General features: G+C 59.4%; 16 protein-coding genes. 9 read left to right on the top strand and 7 right to left on the bottom strand.

Features of this window, described 5'->3' with window-relative positions:
- The first annotated feature begins 28 nt into the window (after positions 1 to 28).
- Positions 29 to 1903 (top strand): DNA mismatch repair endonuclease MutL, encoded by a 1875-nt coding sequence (mutL, locus tag IE188_RS15620; protein ID WP_191287458.1) that lies wholly within the window; start codon positions 29 to 31, stop codon positions 1901 to 1903.
- Complete coding sequence (locus IE188_RS15615; protein ID WP_191287457.1) at positions 1900 to 3129, top strand: DNA recombination protein RmuC; 1230 nt, start codon at positions 1900 to 1902, stop codon at positions 3127 to 3129. The genes mutL and IE188_RS15615 overlap by 4 nt, the downstream gene beginning before the upstream one ends.
- A 60-nt stretch (positions 3130 to 3189) precedes the next feature.
- Here IE188_RS15615 and IE188_RS15610 read toward each other — a convergent pair whose 3' ends face one another.
- From IE188_RS15610 to IE188_RS15590, 5 genes are all read right to left on the bottom strand, one after another.
- Entirely contained in the window at positions 3190 to 4032 is an 843-nt protein-coding gene (locus IE188_RS15610; RefSeq protein ID WP_191287456.1) for a hypothetical protein, read from the bottom strand.
- A gap of 133 nt (positions 4033 to 4165) precedes the next feature.
- Positions 4166 to 5305 (bottom strand): saccharopine dehydrogenase family protein, encoded by a 1140-nt coding sequence (locus IE188_RS15605; RefSeq protein WP_191287455.1) that lies wholly within the window; start codon positions 5303 to 5305, stop codon positions 4166 to 4168.
- A 15-nt stretch (positions 5306 to 5320) separates the two neighbouring features.
- Positions 5321 to 5569: a SemiSWEET family sugar transporter gene (locus tag IE188_RS15600; RefSeq protein ID WP_191287454.1), complete on the bottom strand. Its 249-nt coding sequence runs from the start codon at positions 5567 to 5569 to the stop codon at positions 5321 to 5323.
- 1 nt (position 5570) lies between these two features.
- Positions 5571 to 6626 (bottom strand): saccharopine dehydrogenase, encoded by a 1056-nt coding sequence (locus tag IE188_RS15595; RefSeq protein WP_191287453.1) that lies wholly within the window; start codon positions 6624 to 6626, stop codon positions 5571 to 5573.
- A gap of 12 nt (positions 6627 to 6638) precedes the next feature.
- The gene (locus IE188_RS15590; RefSeq protein ID WP_191287452.1) at positions 6639 to 7289 is read right to left on the bottom strand and encodes a histidine phosphatase family protein; all 651 of its coding nucleotides are present in this window, start codon (positions 7287 to 7289) and stop codon (positions 6639 to 6641) included.
- Between the two features lie 145 nt (positions 7290 to 7434).
- Here IE188_RS15590 and fdhF point away from each other — a divergent pair, with 145 nt between their 5' ends.
- Positions 7435 to 10185 carry a formate dehydrogenase subunit alpha gene (fdhF, locus tag IE188_RS15585; RefSeq protein WP_191287451.1) on the top strand — a complete coding sequence of 917 codons (2751 nt, stop codon included), beginning with the start codon at positions 7435 to 7437 and terminating at the stop codon, positions 10183 to 10185.
- A gap of 46 nt (positions 10186 to 10231) precedes the next feature.
- Here fdhF and IE188_RS15580 read toward each other — a convergent pair whose 3' ends face one another.
- Positions 10232 to 11086 (bottom strand): arginase family protein, encoded by an 855-nt coding sequence (locus tag IE188_RS15580; protein WP_229836926.1) that lies wholly within the window; start codon positions 11084 to 11086, stop codon positions 10232 to 10234.
- A 254-nt stretch (positions 11087 to 11340) separates the two neighbouring features.
- On the opposite strand from IE188_RS15580, the gene rplB reads away from it, so the two are divergent.
- The 6 genes from rplB to IE188_RS15550 all read left to right on the top strand — a co-directional run bounded on the left by rplB (position 11341) and on the right by IE188_RS15550 (position 14519).
- The gene (rplB, locus tag IE188_RS15575) at positions 11341 to 12183 is read left to right on the top strand and encodes a 50S ribosomal protein L2 (RefSeq protein WP_191287450.1); all 843 of its coding nucleotides are present in this window, start codon (positions 11341 to 11343) and stop codon (positions 12181 to 12183) included.
- A 3-nt stretch (positions 12184 to 12186) separates the two neighbouring features.
- Positions 12187 to 12465: a 30S ribosomal protein S19 gene (gene rpsS, locus IE188_RS15570; protein ID WP_191287449.1), complete on the top strand. Its 279-nt coding sequence runs from the start codon at positions 12187 to 12189 to the stop codon at positions 12463 to 12465.
- Positions 12466 to 12468: 3 nt separating this feature from the next.
- On the top strand, positions 12469 to 12849 hold the full coding sequence (gene rplV / locus IE188_RS15565; RefSeq protein ID WP_191287448.1) for a 50S ribosomal protein L22: 381 nt from the start codon (positions 12469 to 12471) through the stop codon (positions 12847 to 12849).
- Entirely contained in the window at positions 12849 to 13556 is a 708-nt protein-coding gene (rpsC, locus tag IE188_RS15560; protein WP_191287447.1) for a 30S ribosomal protein S3, read from the top strand. Before rplV ends, rpsC begins: the two co-directional genes overlap by 1 nt.
- A 13-nt stretch (positions 13557 to 13569) precedes the next feature.
- Positions 13570 to 13983: a 50S ribosomal protein L16 gene (gene rplP / locus IE188_RS15555; RefSeq protein ID WP_108857553.1), complete on the top strand. Its 414-nt coding sequence runs from the start codon at positions 13570 to 13572 to the stop codon at positions 13981 to 13983.
- A gap of 122 nt (positions 13984 to 14105) precedes the next feature.
- On the top strand, positions 14106 to 14519 hold the full coding sequence (locus tag IE188_RS15550; protein WP_191287446.1) for a hypothetical protein: 414 nt from the start codon (positions 14106 to 14108) through the stop codon (positions 14517 to 14519).
- A 286-nt stretch (positions 14520 to 14805) separates the two neighbouring features.
- On the opposite strand, the gene IE188_RS16800 is transcribed toward IE188_RS15550, so the two are convergent.
- Positions 14806 to 15120: hypothetical protein (locus IE188_RS16800; protein ID WP_229836923.1), on the bottom strand; the 315-nt coding region annotated here is incomplete at its 5' end.

The following is a 15120-nucleotide window of genomic DNA, read 5'->3' as shown; positions in this document are numbered from 1 at the left end:
CGGCGCGTGATGTGCTAGGTATTGTGGTATGCCTGAAGACAACCCCCATATAAGCCCCCCGTCACGTCCCGAGGACGCGTTGGGCCGCCCGGTGATCCGCCAGTTGGACGATGCCGCAATCAACCGGATTGCAGCCGGCGAAGTTGTGGAACGCCCCGCCTCAGCGGTGAAAGAACTGGTAGAGAACGCGCTGGACGCAGGGGCCACGCGGATCGAGGTCGCCTATGCCGACGGTGGCAAGACCCTGATCCGCGTCACCGATGATGGTTGCGGCATCGCGCCCGATGATCTGCCTTTGGCCCTCTCACGACATGCGACGTCCAAAATCGACGGGTCCGACCTTCTGGACATCCACACCTTCGGGTTCCGGGGCGAGGCGTTGCCGTCGCTCGGGTCAGTCGGGCGCCTGACCATCACCTCGCGCGCTGACGGGTTTGACGCTGCAACAATCCGTGTGGCCGGTGGCGCGCCCACCCCGGTCAAACCCGCCGCCCTGTCTGGTGGTACGGTGGTCGAGCTGCGGGACTTGTTCTTCGCCACCCCGGCGCGCCTGAAATTCATGCGCACCGACCGGGCCGAAGCGCAGGCGATCACCGATGTGATCAAACGACTGGCCATGGCCGAACCGCATGTGGGTTTCACCTTGCGCGATGTGTCCGGTGGTGGCGAAGGTCGCGTGACCTTCCGCGCCGATCCTGAAACGGGCGATATGTTCGATGCGCTCGCCGGGAGGCTTGGATCGATCCTTGGACGGGAGTTCACCGAGAATGCCATTCCGATTGACGCGGAACGCGACGGGCTTCGGCTGACCGGATATGCTGCGCTGCCGACCTATTCCCGCGGGGCTGCGGTGGCGCAGTTTTTGTTCGTAAATGGTCGCCCGGTGAAGGACAAGCTGCTGACCGGCGCTCTGCGCGCGGCGTATTTCGATTTTCTCAGCCGCGACCGCCACCCGGCGGCGGCGCTGTTTGTCACCTGCGACCCGCATCTGGTGGATGTGAACGTCCACCCCGCAAAGTCCGAGGTTCGGTTTCGCGACCCCGGCATCGCGCGTGGCCTGATCGTATCGGGGTTGCGACATGCGCTGGCGAATGCGGGTCATCGGGCGTCAACCACCGTTGCGGGCGCGACGCTGGGCGCGATGCGGCCCGAGCCGACGGGCCCGCGTGTTTATCAGATGGATCGACCAACCGCAGGCGCGATCCGGCAATCTTTCGCAACGCAGGCGCCCGCACCCGACGCGCCCGGCTTCGCCGAAATGTCCGCGCCATCGGCCCGCTTTGATCCGGTGGTCGCGCCGGAACAGGACAACCCGCACGAAGCCCTGCCGCTGGGCGCCGCCCGCGCGCAGGTGCACGAGAACTATATCATCGCGCAGACGGAAACCGGCATGGTGATCGTCGACCAGCATGCCGCCCACGAACGCCTGGTCTATGAAAAACTGAAACGCCAGATGGCGGAAAACGGCGTGGCGCGGCAGGCCCTGCTGATCCCCGAAATCGTCGAGCTTTCGGCGGGCGACGTGGCGCGTCTGCTTGAGGTCGCGGATGATCTTGCCCAAATGGGTTTGGTCATCGAACCCTTCGGCGGCGATGCCATCGCCGTGCGCGAAACCCCGGCTATCCTGGGCGAGATCAACGCGAGTAACATGATCAAGGATGTGCTGGACGAACTGGCCGATCTGGGCGACAGCAACATGGTACAGGCTAAGATCGAGGCTGTTCTCTCGCGTGTCGCCTGCCATGGCTCGATCCGGTCCGGCCGCTGGATGCGACCCGAAGAGATGAACGCCCTTCTGCGCGAGATGGAGGCGACGCCCCATTCCGGCCAGTGCAACCATGGCCGCCCCACCTATGTGGAACTGAAACTCTCAGATATCGAAAGGCTGTTTGGCCGCACATGATCCAGATCGGTGATACCATTTATGACCTGTCCGATCCGCTGGTTCTGGCGACCATCGGCGGGGCTGTCATGGCGCTGCTCATGTTTATCCTGCTGATCGTCGTCTTGCGCCGCGCCGGGCAGTCCGCGCGTGTGGCGGAAGATCTGGCGCGGCAGATGGGCGGTTTGGGGCAGGCCGTGCAGGTGTTGGGCGCGGGGCAAGATCAGCTGTCGGGGGGCTTGCGCACCGTGTCAGACGCGCAGTCCACAGGACAGGCACAGGTGCTGCAGGCGATGGAAACGCGGCTGGCCCAAGTGCAAAGCCAGATGAACGACCGCCTGCACGACAATGCGATGAAATCCGCCCGCGCCATGTCCGAGTTGCAGGAGCGGATGAAGGAAAGCCTGCAAGGCAACACGGTGAAGACCACCGAAAGCCTGACGCAATTGCAGGAACGTCTGGCGGTGATCGACAAGGCGCAGGACAACATCACGCGGCTGTCGGGCGATGTGCTGAGCCTTCAGGACATCCTGTCAAACAAGCAGACCCGCGGCGCGTTTGGCGAGATTCAGTTGCACGACATCGTGTCCAAGGCGCTGCCCAAAGACAGCTATGACCTGCAACAGACCCTGTCCAACGGCAAACGCGCCGATTGCCTGATCCACCTGCCCAACCCGCCGGGGCCGATCGTGATCGACTCGAAATTTCCGCTGGAGGCGTATGAGGCACTGCGCAACGCCGACACGCAATACGAATTGAACGAGGCCGCCAAGGCGATGAAGGTCGCGGTGAAGGCGCATATCAAAGCGATCTCGGAAAAATACATCATCGAAGGCGAAACCGCAGACGGCGCGCTGATGTTCCTGCCGTCCGAAGCGGTCTATGCCGAACTGCACGCCAACTTCCCAGAACTGGTCCGCGAAGGGTTCGAGGCACGTGTGTGGATCGTCTCGCCCACCACCTGCATGGCGACCCTGAACACCATGCGCGCGATCCTGAAGGATGCAAGGATGCGTGAACAGGCGGGCGAAATCAGGAAGATGCTGAAAAACCTGCATCGTGATGTGGAGCTTGTGGTCGAACGCGCGGGCAAGCTGGAAAGCCATTTCGATCAGGCACGCCGGGATGTCGAGGGGATCACGACGGCGGCTGAACGTGCCGGGAGGCGCGCGGCGCGGTTGGATAATTTTGATTTCGAAGAGCTGTCCGACGGGGCCGAGAATGTGGTGCCGATTGGGAAGGGGTGAGGGTTCAACTCGCGTGTTAATTGAAGCTCCACATCAATACACGCTAGAGAGAGATTCTCATCAGGGAGCCAATGAAAAGAACGTCTTTGATTTCGTCTCGTAGATTCCTACCCCGGCTGTTTCGTGACATTCGAATATGAACTCGGGGTCTTCAGGGAAGAATTTTTGTGCTGACCAAACCATATCTTTAATCTGCGCTGGATTTTGAGCCCACGTTTGTTCGAAGTTCTCAACTGCCTCCAATAACATGTCAGAATCTCGGGTTGCTGCTATGGTTGTTCCCGCCAACGTAATACCGGCATTGGGAATTATGGCTTTCCCATATATCCACGAAGCAGAGTTCACTCGTTTTTTTCTAAGTGTCTCTAGGCTGTTATCATCATGGTTTTCACTTAGTCCGGACACGCCGTTAAAGACATGAAACGCACCAGAATTCGGAAACTCCTGAACCAAGATTTCAAGCAAGCGCCTTGATGTCCAGCTTCCATGATCCCCAATATCCAACAGATAAGCATCATGCTCTTTGAAAATCGCAAACAGCAAAGGATCATCTCGTGAGACAAACCCATCGGGCTCAACTTCAGTTGAGAGGTGAAGATGGTGAATGCCCCAAGAATTCAACATCAAATCCAGATCGCGACGGCGGGAAACGGGCTTGTCTTTGCGAGGCGGCGAAACTGCTTCTTTGACCCCACGACTGAGGTATTTCGTCAGCGGATAGCCTGCCTGTGTATCGAGGATGATTGATGCCAAGGCCTTGCTGAAGCGAATGTCGGTCAATTTGTCAGCAACGAAACTGGATAGGTGAACTGTTCTTGGTTGAGCCGAGACCAAGCGGCAGGACCAATTGTGATAAATGACAAGTAAGCTGTGTGTGGTCTTTGAGTCCAAATACGTGGTCATAGTCGTGTCAGAAGGGTCAACTGGGAGTTCCCGAAACACCCAATCCCTAATGCTTTTCACAATCGGTCCCTCGGTCCTCATTCTAATACTCTTAACTGAATGCGCTGCCCGGCGTCGCCGCCGGGCGCTTGTCTTAGACGTGCGCCACCACCTCCACATGCTGCGCCAATTCCCGCACATGCCCCATCCACGCCTCGATCATCTCGGGATCATCGGTCGCGGCGGACACCCCGGCGGGGGCTGTGCCGTCGCGGATCATCTCAACCGCCAGCGACACGGGGATCGAGACGAGCCTTGCCATGGCGGTGCCGCGGTCGTCGCCCCATGCGTCCATCACATAGGTTTTGTGATAGACCGTCTCGCCGCCTTTTTTCGCCTTCAGCGCCACGCACATGATCACGCGGTCGGGTTCGCCTTCGTCATAGGCGTTCTCGGCCCAGAACTGGTCAGACATTTCTTTCAAGCGGGCATCGCCGGACGGGCCTTCCAGCGTTTCGACCTCGGCAAAGACATCTTTCCACGCCTCCGCCCAGCCGTTCAGGCGCAGGGTGCCGCGCACGAAGGTGTCGACGTTCCAGGCGGGGTCGAACTTGTAATCCTCCATGAAGGGGATTGAGTCGCGGTTGGGATAGACCTCGAAGCTTTCCGGGGTGGGCAGGGGGGCGTCATAGGTGCTGATCGCGTCCCAAGGTCGGGCCACGTCAAAAGGTTTGCCATCTTTGATGGACCGCGAGGGTGATCGCAGCGCCTTCAGCACCCCCAGCGGCGACCAGCTGAACTTGTAGCGGAAATCGTTGGGGGTCTTCGGCACGCCGCCGCAATAGCTGATGAAACTCAGGGTGTTGTCGGGGTCAAAGGCGTCCGATGCGCGATAGTCGGCGACCAGCCAGTGCGCCATCAGGTGGTCAATGCCGGGGTCCAGCCCGATCTCGTTCACACAAGCCAGACCTGCGTCGCGAAAATCTTCGTCCAGTGCGCGCATCTCGGGCGAGATATAGCTGGACGACACGAAATGCGCGCCTTTTTGCAGGCAGCGTTCGGCCAAGGGCACGTGCAGATCGCCGGGCAGCATTGACACCGCAATGTCGCCGGGGGCCAGGGCTGCGGTGACAGCGTCCAGTTCGAAGGCGCGAATGTCGTCGGTCAGATCGCCCACGGCCTCGCGCGCTTTGTCGACGGTCCGGTTCCAGACCACCACGTTGCGACCGGCCTCCAGCAACCGACGCAGGCCGGGGATGGCCGACAGGCCGGTGCCACACCAATGAATTGTCATAACAGGCGCTCCTTCTCAGCCGAATTTCAGTTTTGCGATGATGATGGACCCAACCAGCACAACCGCCACCGTATTGGCAACGATCATGGGCCAAGAATGCAGCATGATGCCATAGGTCAGCCACAGCGACATCGAGGCAAGAATAAGAAGGTTCGCCATAAGGGACAGGTCCTTCGTATGCCGCGTGCGCCAGGTGCGTATGGTCTGTGGGAGCCAGCAGACGGTGCTCAGGATTGCCGCCGATGCGCCGATCACGGTTTCCACGTCAGATATCCTTCATATGAGTATTGAACGTCGCTTCGGCCCGTGCCCAGACGCCGGTTTTCAGGTCGGTAAGCGTCAGAAGTGACGGCAGAAGTTGCCCAGCATAGTCGAGAGAGCTTTCGAGCGGCAGCATTGATGGCAGGTTGTCGATGGCCATCACATCCAGCACGGGGTCGTCGGCCACGCGCAAGGCAGGGGCGTCCCAGTTCGTGGCGCGGTCATAGACCGGCACCGGGTTGTAATCGCTGTCGGGGTCGCAGGCCACGTCGCCAATGGCGGTCAGCTTGCGGTCCGCCGTCAGCGCATCGCGCGGCACGAAGACCGGGGTTTGGGGGCCCGCAAGGATGCAGTTGATGAACAGGTTGTGGTCCAGGATTTCGTGGAAGGGGCCGCCATGGGCGGTTTCGGCCAAGTCCCATTTGGTGACGGTGATACCCATCGCTTCCATCAGGTCCGAAGCCCCCGTGCCAACCCGGCCAAGCGCACCGATGACGATGGCGTCGGGGCGCGCCGTTTTGGTCGCGTCCAGTTCCGCGCGCAGTTCGTTCAGCAGCGCGTCTTTGTTCTTATAGACCCCGACCGGCTCACACAGCTTGTCATGCTGTTGCGCGGCCCATGCCTTCAGCGTCACCGCCGCGCCCGCAAATCCGGCCCAATAGCCAAAGGCCGCCACGCGGCGCCCGTTTTCATCCACCAGATATTCCAGATCATAGAGCGTGCCACCCCCAGCCTTGAATCGCTCCAACAATGTGCGACCAGAATGCTGACCCTTGAAGGCGTGGCCGAACATGATGTGGCGATGCGGCAGGGGGGTGCCGTCCTCGGGCAGTTCTTTCAGGCCGAAGATGATCGCGTCACGCGGCGCGTCGGGCCACGCATTTTCCGGTGCGATCTCGCAGCCTGCGTCGCGGTAGCCCTCAATGCCGATCACGCGTACGCTGCTTTCTTCGACAGTCACCCGCAGACCCGCGTCGATCAGGGCTTTGGCGCCTTCCGGCGTCAACCCAACCCTGTCTTCGTTGGCACGTTGTTCGGCGCGAACCCAAAGATGTGTCATGTCGGATGCTCCTTAGAAATGCGTTTGCGCGTGATGGCGGTCGATGGGTTCCAGATGCGGCACGGCGTTGAACTGGATCAGGCTCAGCCCTGCCGGAGTGAGCCGCAGCCGGTGAACCGAACTGTTCATGATCGGCAGGATCGTGCGAGTGAACGGGCCGATCTCCAACCCCATGACCACTCGCGTTGCCATCCCGATGAAGCCACCCGAGGTAAAGATGATGGCATCTTCGCCACGTTCGGCAATGTCGTGTATCACTTCGCTGACGCGGGTTTGAAAGTCGTGAAAGGTTTCGGGCACATCGTCGATCTGACCTTCCTGCCAGGCCGAGAAGGTCAGAGGCAGGTGGTCTACGAAATCCTCGTGGGTGCGCGGGTGCGGAATGCCGAACTGGGCGTGCATCCGTTCGGACAGGTCGAAATACCGCACCTCGTCCAACCGGGCGTCGGCGGTGAATTTCTCGGCCCCCCATTCCTCGGCTGTTTGCTGGTGACGGGTCAGCGTTCCGGTATATACTTTCGCATAGCGTTGCCCGGTCTCGCGCATGTAATCCCCCAGCCAACGTGACTGTTGCCGCCCCAGATCTGACAGGCGATCATAGCCCAATTCGTCCGTCGCGGTGTTGTTGGCCTGACCGTGTCGGATCAGCGTGATTGTGGTCATGGGGATTCCTTTCCGCCTATTGCTAGTGAATTGGATCCAATTCGAAAAGGGGGGCTGGCGCAAAATCGGTGTGGGGTGTCGGGATTGTAAGACTGACGGGCGCTCACTCGTGGTTTATAATGCCCCCGACAGGACGGAGGTTTCCATGAGCGACGGCATTAAGTTCACACTGGACGGTCAGGACGTGATCGCGCAGCCCGGCGAAAGCATTTGGGATGTGGCCAAACGGCAGGGCACCCTGATTCCGCATTTGTGTCACAAGGATGTGCCGGATCTGCGCCCGGATGGAAACTGCCGTGCTTGTGTTGTCGAGATTGAAGGCGAGCGTGTTCTGGCGGCCTCATGTATCCGAACGCCCGAAGAAGGTATGGTCGTCACCACCGACAATGCCCGCGCCCGTCAGGCCCGCAAGATGGTGGTCGAACTTTTGATGGCCGACCAACCAGACCAGCCGCATGATGCGTCATCACACCTGTTGGACATGGCCGACCTGACCGGTGTGGAAAGCAGCCGTTTTCCGAAGCTAGAGGCGGGTCGCATCCCGCTTCTGGACGACAGTCATGTGGCGATGAGCGTCAATCTGGACGCCTGCATTCAGTGCAACCTGTGTGTCCGTGCCTGCCGTGAGGTTCAGGTCAATGACGTGATCGGCATGGCCGGGCGGGGGCATGACGCCTATCCGGTCTTTGACATCGCCGACCCGATGGGCGCGTCCACCTGCGTAGCCTGTGGCGAATGTGTGCAAGCCTGCCCGACCGGTGCCCTTATGCCCGCTAAGGTGACGGACACTGAGGATTACGACCGCGAGGTCGAAAGCGTCTGCCCTTTCTGCGGCGTGGGCTGTCAGGTCAGTTTGCGCGTCAAAGATGACAAGGTCGTCTATGTCGAAGGCATCAATGGCCCCGCCAACGAAGGTCGCTTGTGCGTGAAGGGCCGGTTCGGGTTCGACTATATCAACCACAACCACCGCCTGACCAAACCCCTGATCCGCAAGGAAGGTGCGCCCAAGGGCCTGAACGTCGACCCTGCCAACCCGCTGACCCATTTCCGCGAAGCATCATGGGACGAGGCTTTGGATTTCGCCGCCCAGGGGCTGGCCAAACTTCGTGACACTCATGGTGGCGATGCGGTGTCTGGCTTTGGGTCGGCCAAGTGCACCAATGAAGAAGCCTATTTGTTTCAGAAGTTGATACGTGCGGGATTTGGTCACAACAACGTGGATCACTGCACGCGGCTATGCCATGCGTCGTCGGTGTCGGCGCTGCTGGAAAATGTCGGCTCGGGCGCTGTGACGGCCACGTTCAACGAGATTGAGAACGCTGATGTCGCGATCGTCATCGGCTCGAACCCGATCGAAAACCACCCCGTTGCCGCAACCTATTTCAAGCAATTCACCAAACGCGGCGGCAAGCTGATCGTGATGGACCCGCGCGGTACGTCGCTCAGCCGGTTTGCCACGCATATGTTGCAGTTCAAGCCGGGCGGCGATGTGTCGATGCTGAACGCGATCATGCATGTGATTGCCGAAGAAGGCCTGACCGACAACGCCTATATCGCCGAGCATACCGAGAATTGGGAAGCGATGCGCGAACACCTGCGCGCCTTCCCGCCCGAGGAAATGGCCGAGATTTGCGGCATCCCTGCGGATGAGTTGCGCGCCGTCGCCCGCACCTTTGCCAAGGGCAAGGCCGGGATGATCTTTTGGGGCATGGGTGTCAGCCAGCACGTGCACGGCACCGACAACTCGCGCTGCCTGATCTCGCTTGCGCTGATGACCGGGAATGTGGGGCGTCCGGGCACCGGGTTGCACCCGCTGCGCGGACAGAACAACGTGCAGGGCGCGTCGGATGCCGGGCTGATCCCGATGTTCCTGCCGGATTACAAGTCAGTGAAAGACCCCGCTGTTCTGGCCGAGTTCAGTGCTGAATGGGGGGTGGACAACCTGTCCGACAAGCCCGGATTGACGGTGGTCGAAATCATGGACGCGGTGCATGATGGTCGCATCAAGGGCATGTATATCCTTGGCGAAAACCCCGCGATGTCCGACCCCGATGTAACGCATGTGCGCGAAGCGTTGGAGCGGATGGAGTTTCTGGTCAGCCAGGATATCTTCCTGACCGAAACCGCCAGCTATGCCGACGTGGTGCTTCCCGCCGCCGCCTTTGCCGAGAAAACCGGCACCGTGTCAAACACCAACCGTCAGGTCCAGATGGGCCGCCCCGCCGTACCACCGCCCGGTGACGCGAAAGAGGATTGGTGGATCACCGTCGAGTTGGCGAAACGTCTGGGGTTGAACTGGGCCTATACCCACCCGCGCGAGGTCTTTGCCGAAATGGCGCGCGTGATGCCGTCGATGGATAATATCACCTGGGACCGGCTGGAGACGCAAAATGCCGTCACCTATCCGTCCCTGTCCCCCGAGGATCCGGGGCAGGCCGTCGTGTTCGGCGACGGGTTCCCCCGCGAAGGCAAGCGCGCGCGCTTCACCCCCGCCGCGATCCTGCCCCCCGCCGAACTGCCCGACGCAGAATATCCGATGGTCCTGACCACCGGGCGGCAGTTGGAGCATTGGCATACCGGATCAATGACCCGCCGCGCCACCGTGCTCGACGCCATCGAGCCCGAGGCCAACTGCTCGATGAATCCGAAAACCCTGCGCGACATGGGGGTCGAGGCAGGCGACATGCTCCGCCTGACCACTCGCCGCGGGTCGATCGAGGTCATGGTGCGCGCCGATTACGGCGTGGCGGAAAACATGGTGTTCCTGCCCTTCGCCTATGTCGAAGCGGCGGCGAACATGCTGACCAACCCCGCGTTGGACCCCTATGGCAAGATCGCCGAGATGAAGTTCGCGGCGGTGAAGGTTGAGAAAACCGGGAGCGTGGCGGCGGAGTAGGCTGGTCTGAGATGGGGAATGTCGGTTTTGAGCCCTTAGCTGCCATTCATTCAGCGAGCAAAGGCTCCAAAGCGTCAAGCAGAGGAACAGGCGATATAGGATCGCCGCCAGTTTCCCATGCGATCTGCAGTTCCGCTATTTCAATGCCCACGAATGGGCCTTCGGCAATCACCTCACAGCAGGCCCGCAAGTCATGCAGGGACAAGCCTCCCTCATGCACATAATCCGTGGGGACGATCCCCGGATCGAGAACATCGCAGTCCAGATGCACATAGACAGGGCGACCAGCAATGGCGGCACGAAGCCGTTCTGCCAAACCGCTTCCGGGTTTGATGTGCGGAATACCTGCCCGGTCAATCAGCTCTTGTTCGAACGGGTCGAGATCGCGCTGGCCCACGAGCACAATTTGATCAAGCCCAAGGCCTGCGCCGAGGCCAGACTCCCACAGTCCTGCTGGTGCGGCAAAGGCAAGGCCTCCCAGATACCCCGTTGTCGTAACCTCTGGGGTGTTCAGGTCTGCATGGGAATCGAACCACACGATACAGACGCTGGGATTGTGTTTTGCAATGACCGGCAAAGTGGCAAGCGAGACAGCGCAGCGGCTCGTCGCTGCAATCGAAACGGCTTTGCTCGCCGCGACATCCTCAAAACGTGCCTGAACCTCCCTGAGCGCTGGAAGGGCGGCGTCCAGTTCCTCTCGCCAGCCGGTGTTCAGGGCGGGCGCTGGCTCTCCAATGATGGTGGGGGCCTGCCCGGTGCGCAGAGCAAGCGCCTCGCCAAGCGCCCGCGCTGCTGGCATCGCCAGGTCATTGTGATCGCCAGCTCTGCCTTGAAATACGGTATAAGCCCTATGCGTCATCATTGGTTTTCCTACTCTAGCATCTTCATGTGCGGTTAGCATAGAATGGCAGCAATGTCCCGCAAAGCCGCCGTTAATATCTCGGGAACCCGCTTAAGTACGCGAGCGGGAAACAGCATGTCTTTCACCCGAAAACCCCCACCATCCCCTAGACACCCCCCACCATCCCTGATACATCGCGCAGGTCGCGTGGCCTCGGATTCGTTCCGGGGCCTTGTGACATTTGGAATTTGGGGACCTTCGGGGCCCTGTAACTCAGGCAGGTGACTGCCTCAAAGCAACGGAAGACAGAAAGCATGGCACTCAAGTCGTACAAACCGACGACGCCAGGCCAGCGTGGGCTGGTTCTGATCGACCGTTCGGAGCTTTGGAAAGGTCGCCCGGTTAAGGCTCTGACAGAGGGTCTTACTAAATCGGGTGGTCGGAACAATACCGGACGGATCACGTCGCGCCGCCGTGGTGGTGGTGCAAAGCGTCTCTATCGTATCGTGGACTTCAAACGTTCGAAGTTTGATGTCGCCGCCACAGTTGAGCGGATCGAATACGACCCCAACCGCACAGCCTTCATCGCGCTCGTGAAATACGAAGACGGCGAACAGGCATACATCCTGGCCCCGCAGCGTCTGGCTGTTGGCGACCAGATCATCGCTTCGGCCAAGGCCGACGTGAAGCCCGGTAACGCGATGCCCTTCTCGGGCATGCCCATCGGTACCATCGTGCACAACATCGAGATGAAACCGGGCAAAGGCGGCCAGATCGCCCGTGCAGCCGGCACATATGCTCAGTTTGTTGGTCGTGACGGCGGTTACGCCCAGATCCGTCTGAGCTCGGGCGAACTGCGCCTTGTGCGTCAGGAATGCATGGCCACCGTTGGTGCCGTGTCGAACCCCGACAACTCGAACCAGAACTACGGTAAAGCCGGTCGTATGCGCCACAAAGGCATCCGCCCCAGCGTCCGTGGTGTTGTCATGAACCCGATCGACCACCCGCACGGTGGTGGTGAAGGCCGGACTTCGGGTGGTCGCCACCCGGTGACCCCGTGGGGCAAGCCGACCAAGGGTGCGCGAACCCGCAACAAGAACAAGGCGTCGTCGAAGCTGATCATCCGCTCGCGTCACGCCAAGAAGAAGGGGCGTTAAGATATGGCACGTTCTGTCTGGAAAGGCCCTTTTGTTGACGCTTACGTCCTCAAAAAAGCCGAGAAAACCCGCGAGTCGGGTAAAAACGAGGTCATCAAGATCTGGTCGCGTCGGTCGACCATTCTGCCCCAGTTCGTGGGTCTGACCTTTGGCGTCTATAACGGTCAGAAGCACATTCCGGTGAGTGTGACGGAAGACATGATCGGCCAGAAGTTCGGTGAGTATTCGCCGACCCGTACGTATTACGGTCACGCGGCTGATAAAAAAGCGAAGAGGAAGTAAGCCATGGGTAAGGATAAAAATCCCCGCCGCGTGGCCGATAACGAAGCAATGGCGAAAACCCGCATGCTTCGCACGTCCCCGCAAAAACTGAACCTGGTTGCTGGCATGATCCGCGGCAAGAAGGTCGACAAGGCTCTGAACGACCTGACCTTCTCGAACAAGCGTATCGCTCAGGACGTGAAGAAATGCCTTCAGTCCGCCATCGCCAACGCCGAGAACAACCATAACCTGGACGTTGATGAGCTGATCGTGGCGGAAGCCTATGTCGGCAAGAACCTGACCATGAAACGCGGTCGCCCGCGTGCCCGTGGTCGTTTCGGCAAAATCATCAAACCGTTCTCGGAACTCACCATCAAGGTGCGTCAAGTTGAGGAGCAAGCCTAATGGGTCAGAAGGTAAATCCGATTGGCATGCGTCTTCAGGTCAACCGCACCTGGGACAGCCGCTGGTATGCAGACACGAAAGATTACGGTGATCTTCTTCTGGAAGACCTGAAAATTCGTGACTTCATCAAGACTGAATGCAAACAAGCTGGCATCAGCCGTGTGATCATCGAACGTCCGCACAAGAAGTGCCGCGTCACGATCCACACTGCCCGCCCCGGCGTGATCATTGGCAAAAAAGGCGCAGACATCGAAACCCTGCGCAAGAAAATCGCCAAGATCACCGACTCGGAACTGCACCTCAACATCGTTGAAGTGCGCAAGCCCGAGCTGGACGCCGCACTGGTCGCTGAATCGATCGCGCAGCAGCTTGAGCGCCGTGTGTCCTTCCGTCGTGCCATGAAGCGCGCCGTGCAGAACGCAATGCGTATGGGCGCCCTTGGCATCCGTGTGAATGTTGCTGGTCGCCTTGGTGGCGCTGAAATCGCCCGTACCGAATGGTATCGCGAAGGCCGTGTGCCGCTGCACACCCTGCGCGCTGACATCGACTACGCCCACGCCGAAGCAATGACGCCGTATGGCATCATCGGCATCAAAACCTGGATCTTCAAAGGCGAAATCATGGAGCACGATCCTGCTGCTCGTGATCGTCGTCAAGCGGAACTCCAGGAAGGCCCTGCGCCCCGTGGCGCCGGCGGCCGTCGTTAAGGAGGGCTGAGATATGCTTCAACCAAAGCGTACAAAATTCCGCAAGATGCACAAAGGCCGGATCAAGGGTGAGGCCAAAGGCGGCTCTGACCTGAACTTCGGATCCTACGGTCTGAAAGCTCTCGAGCCTGAGCGTGTGACTGCACGTCAGATCGAAGCTGCCCGTCGTGCCATGACGCGTCACATGAAGCGTCAGGGTCGCGTATGGATCCGCATCTTCCCGGACACCCCGGTCACCGCCAAGCCCATCGAAGTTCGTATGGGTAAAGGTAAGGGTTCCGTGGACCGTTGGACCTGCAAAGTAAAGCCGGGCCGCGTGATGTTCGAGATCGACGGCGTCAACGACGACGTTGCTCGCGAAGCTCTGCGCCTTGCCGCGATGAAACTGCCGATCAAATCGCGCGTTGTGGTTCGTGAGGACTGGTAAATTTCGCTAACGCGAAAATCGCTTGAGAATTGAAGCCCCCGTCGAGAAATCGGCGGGGGTTTTGTGTTACACAGGGTCGGAACATGCTGCTACACTTTAGGTGGAGTAATGAGAGCCCTTAGATGAACCGTATAGGCCGTATATTTGAGATGCTTTCTCGCAACCAATTGTTGGCTTGGTTGGGTGTATCACCGTTTGTCATATACTTGGGTGTAGCTATTCTCGGACAAGAGTTCGTGAAAGTCCTGCTGTACGTCGCGCCTCTTGTGACCATTTTTTCTGCCCTTCTTCTTTCTAACGCGGTTGCAGGATTTTTGAGTTCAAGTTTCCTGAATGACGACGAACGATTGGGGCGGCGGATTGAATTGGGCCTTTGGGTGTTTTTTTCGACGATCTCCTTGTGGCCGATCAGATATCTTTACCGAGAATACGGGATCTCAGATTCGGATCTAATGGATCCGATAGATTGCCTGTTGGCCGCTGCCCTTCTCGGGTTTGCAGTGTTCTATTTCAGTAGCGGTAAGGCCGACGACTAGATGCAGGCCCGTGCCCCGCACACCCCCCGGGGAGGGCGTTCAGCGACGTATCAAATTGCGGGATTGTTTTCAGTGGGGCAATGCCCCCAGAAACGCAACCGACCAAAACGCCCACCCAGGGTCGGGCGTGGCTTTACACGCGACCCCAAGCACCCAAATCGCCTCTTCCAACTGGGTCTCTTCACATCCGAAATGCGTCTGCACCCCGGTCTCCAGTTGTCGAATCCCGCGCGGGATTCGCACAACCTCTTGAACAGTCATGGGGGGCAGCCACTCTGCAGTTTGGTCACTGGACAGCACCTTGCCTTCCCGACGGCAACGTGACCCGCATTGCCAGATACTCCGCACGAATCTGCGATGATTGGAATCGACTGATTTGCCGGGGCGAAACAAGATTGATTTGCGTCGATGGGTGAAAATCATTGGAAAAGCGCGCGAGAAACCGCGCGACTTGGTCCGCCACAATCCCCGGCCCCCTTGAAACAGAGGTCTGGAAGCCCAATTTCATAAGGGTCTGCAAAAAGATTTCGCCAATTTGGCATTTTTCTAAAAAAAGGGGTTGCGACTCTTTGCGGGTAGGCCTAGAACCCCCTTCACCGGC

The organism is Aliiroseovarius zhejiangensis (assembly GCF_014656375.1).
GTDB classification, from domain to species: domain Bacteria; phylum Pseudomonadota; class Alphaproteobacteria; order Rhodobacterales; family Rhodobacteraceae; genus Aliiroseovarius; species Aliiroseovarius zhejiangensis.
The sequence above is the reverse complement of the archived record's forward strand: the minus strand, read 5'-3'. Positions and strand labels throughout refer to the sequence as shown.

What these genes read in the sequence shown, in the direction of transcription:
- IE188_RS15610 (WP_191287456.1), bottom strand. Translation starts at nt 4,032, where the DNA reads ATGACCACGTATTTGGACTCAAAGACCACACACAGCTTACTTGTCATT.
- IE188_RS15590 (WP_191287452.1), bottom strand. Translation starts at nt 7,289, where the DNA reads ATGACCACAATCACGCTGATCCGACACGGTCAGGCCAACAACACCGCG.
- rplP (WP_108857553.1), top strand. Translation starts at nt 13,570, where the DNA reads ATGCTTCAACCAAAGCGTACAAAATTCCGCAAGATGCACAAAGGCCGG.
- rpsC (WP_191287447.1), top strand. Translation starts at nt 12,849, where the DNA reads ATGGGTCAGAAGGTAAATCCGATTGGCATGCGTCTTCAGGTCAACCGC.
- fdhF (WP_191287451.1), top strand. Translation starts at nt 7,435, where the DNA reads ATGAGCGACGGCATTAAGTTCACACTGGACGGTCAGGACGTGATCGCG.
- IE188_RS15580 (WP_229836926.1), bottom strand. Translation starts at nt 11,086, where the DNA reads ATGCTAACCGCACATGAAGATGCTAGAGTAGGAAAACCAATGATGACG.
- IE188_RS15615 (WP_191287457.1), top strand. Translation starts at nt 1,900, where the DNA reads ATGATCCAGATCGGTGATACCATTTATGACCTGTCCGATCCGCTGGTT.
- IE188_RS15550 (WP_191287446.1), top strand. Translation starts at nt 14,106, where the DNA reads ATGAACCGTATAGGCCGTATATTTGAGATGCTTTCTCGCAACCAATTG.
- mutL (WP_191287458.1), top strand. Translation starts at nt 29, where the DNA reads ATGCCTGAAGACAACCCCCATATAAGCCCCCCGTCACGTCCCGAGGAC.
- IE188_RS15595 (WP_191287453.1), bottom strand. Translation starts at nt 6,626, where the DNA reads ATGACACATCTTTGGGTTCGCGCCGAACAACGTGCCAACGAAGACAGG.
- rplV (WP_191287448.1), top strand. Translation starts at nt 12,469, where the DNA reads ATGGGTAAGGATAAAAATCCCCGCCGCGTGGCCGATAACGAAGCAATG.
- rplB (WP_191287450.1), top strand. Translation starts at nt 11,341, where the DNA reads ATGGCACTCAAGTCGTACAAACCGACGACGCCAGGCCAGCGTGGGCTG.
- rpsS (WP_191287449.1), top strand. Translation starts at nt 12,187, where the DNA reads ATGGCACGTTCTGTCTGGAAAGGCCCTTTTGTTGACGCTTACGTCCTC.
- IE188_RS15605 (WP_191287455.1), bottom strand. Translation starts at nt 5,305, where the DNA reads ATGACAATTCATTGGTGTGGCACCGGCCTGTCGGCCATCCCCGGCCTG.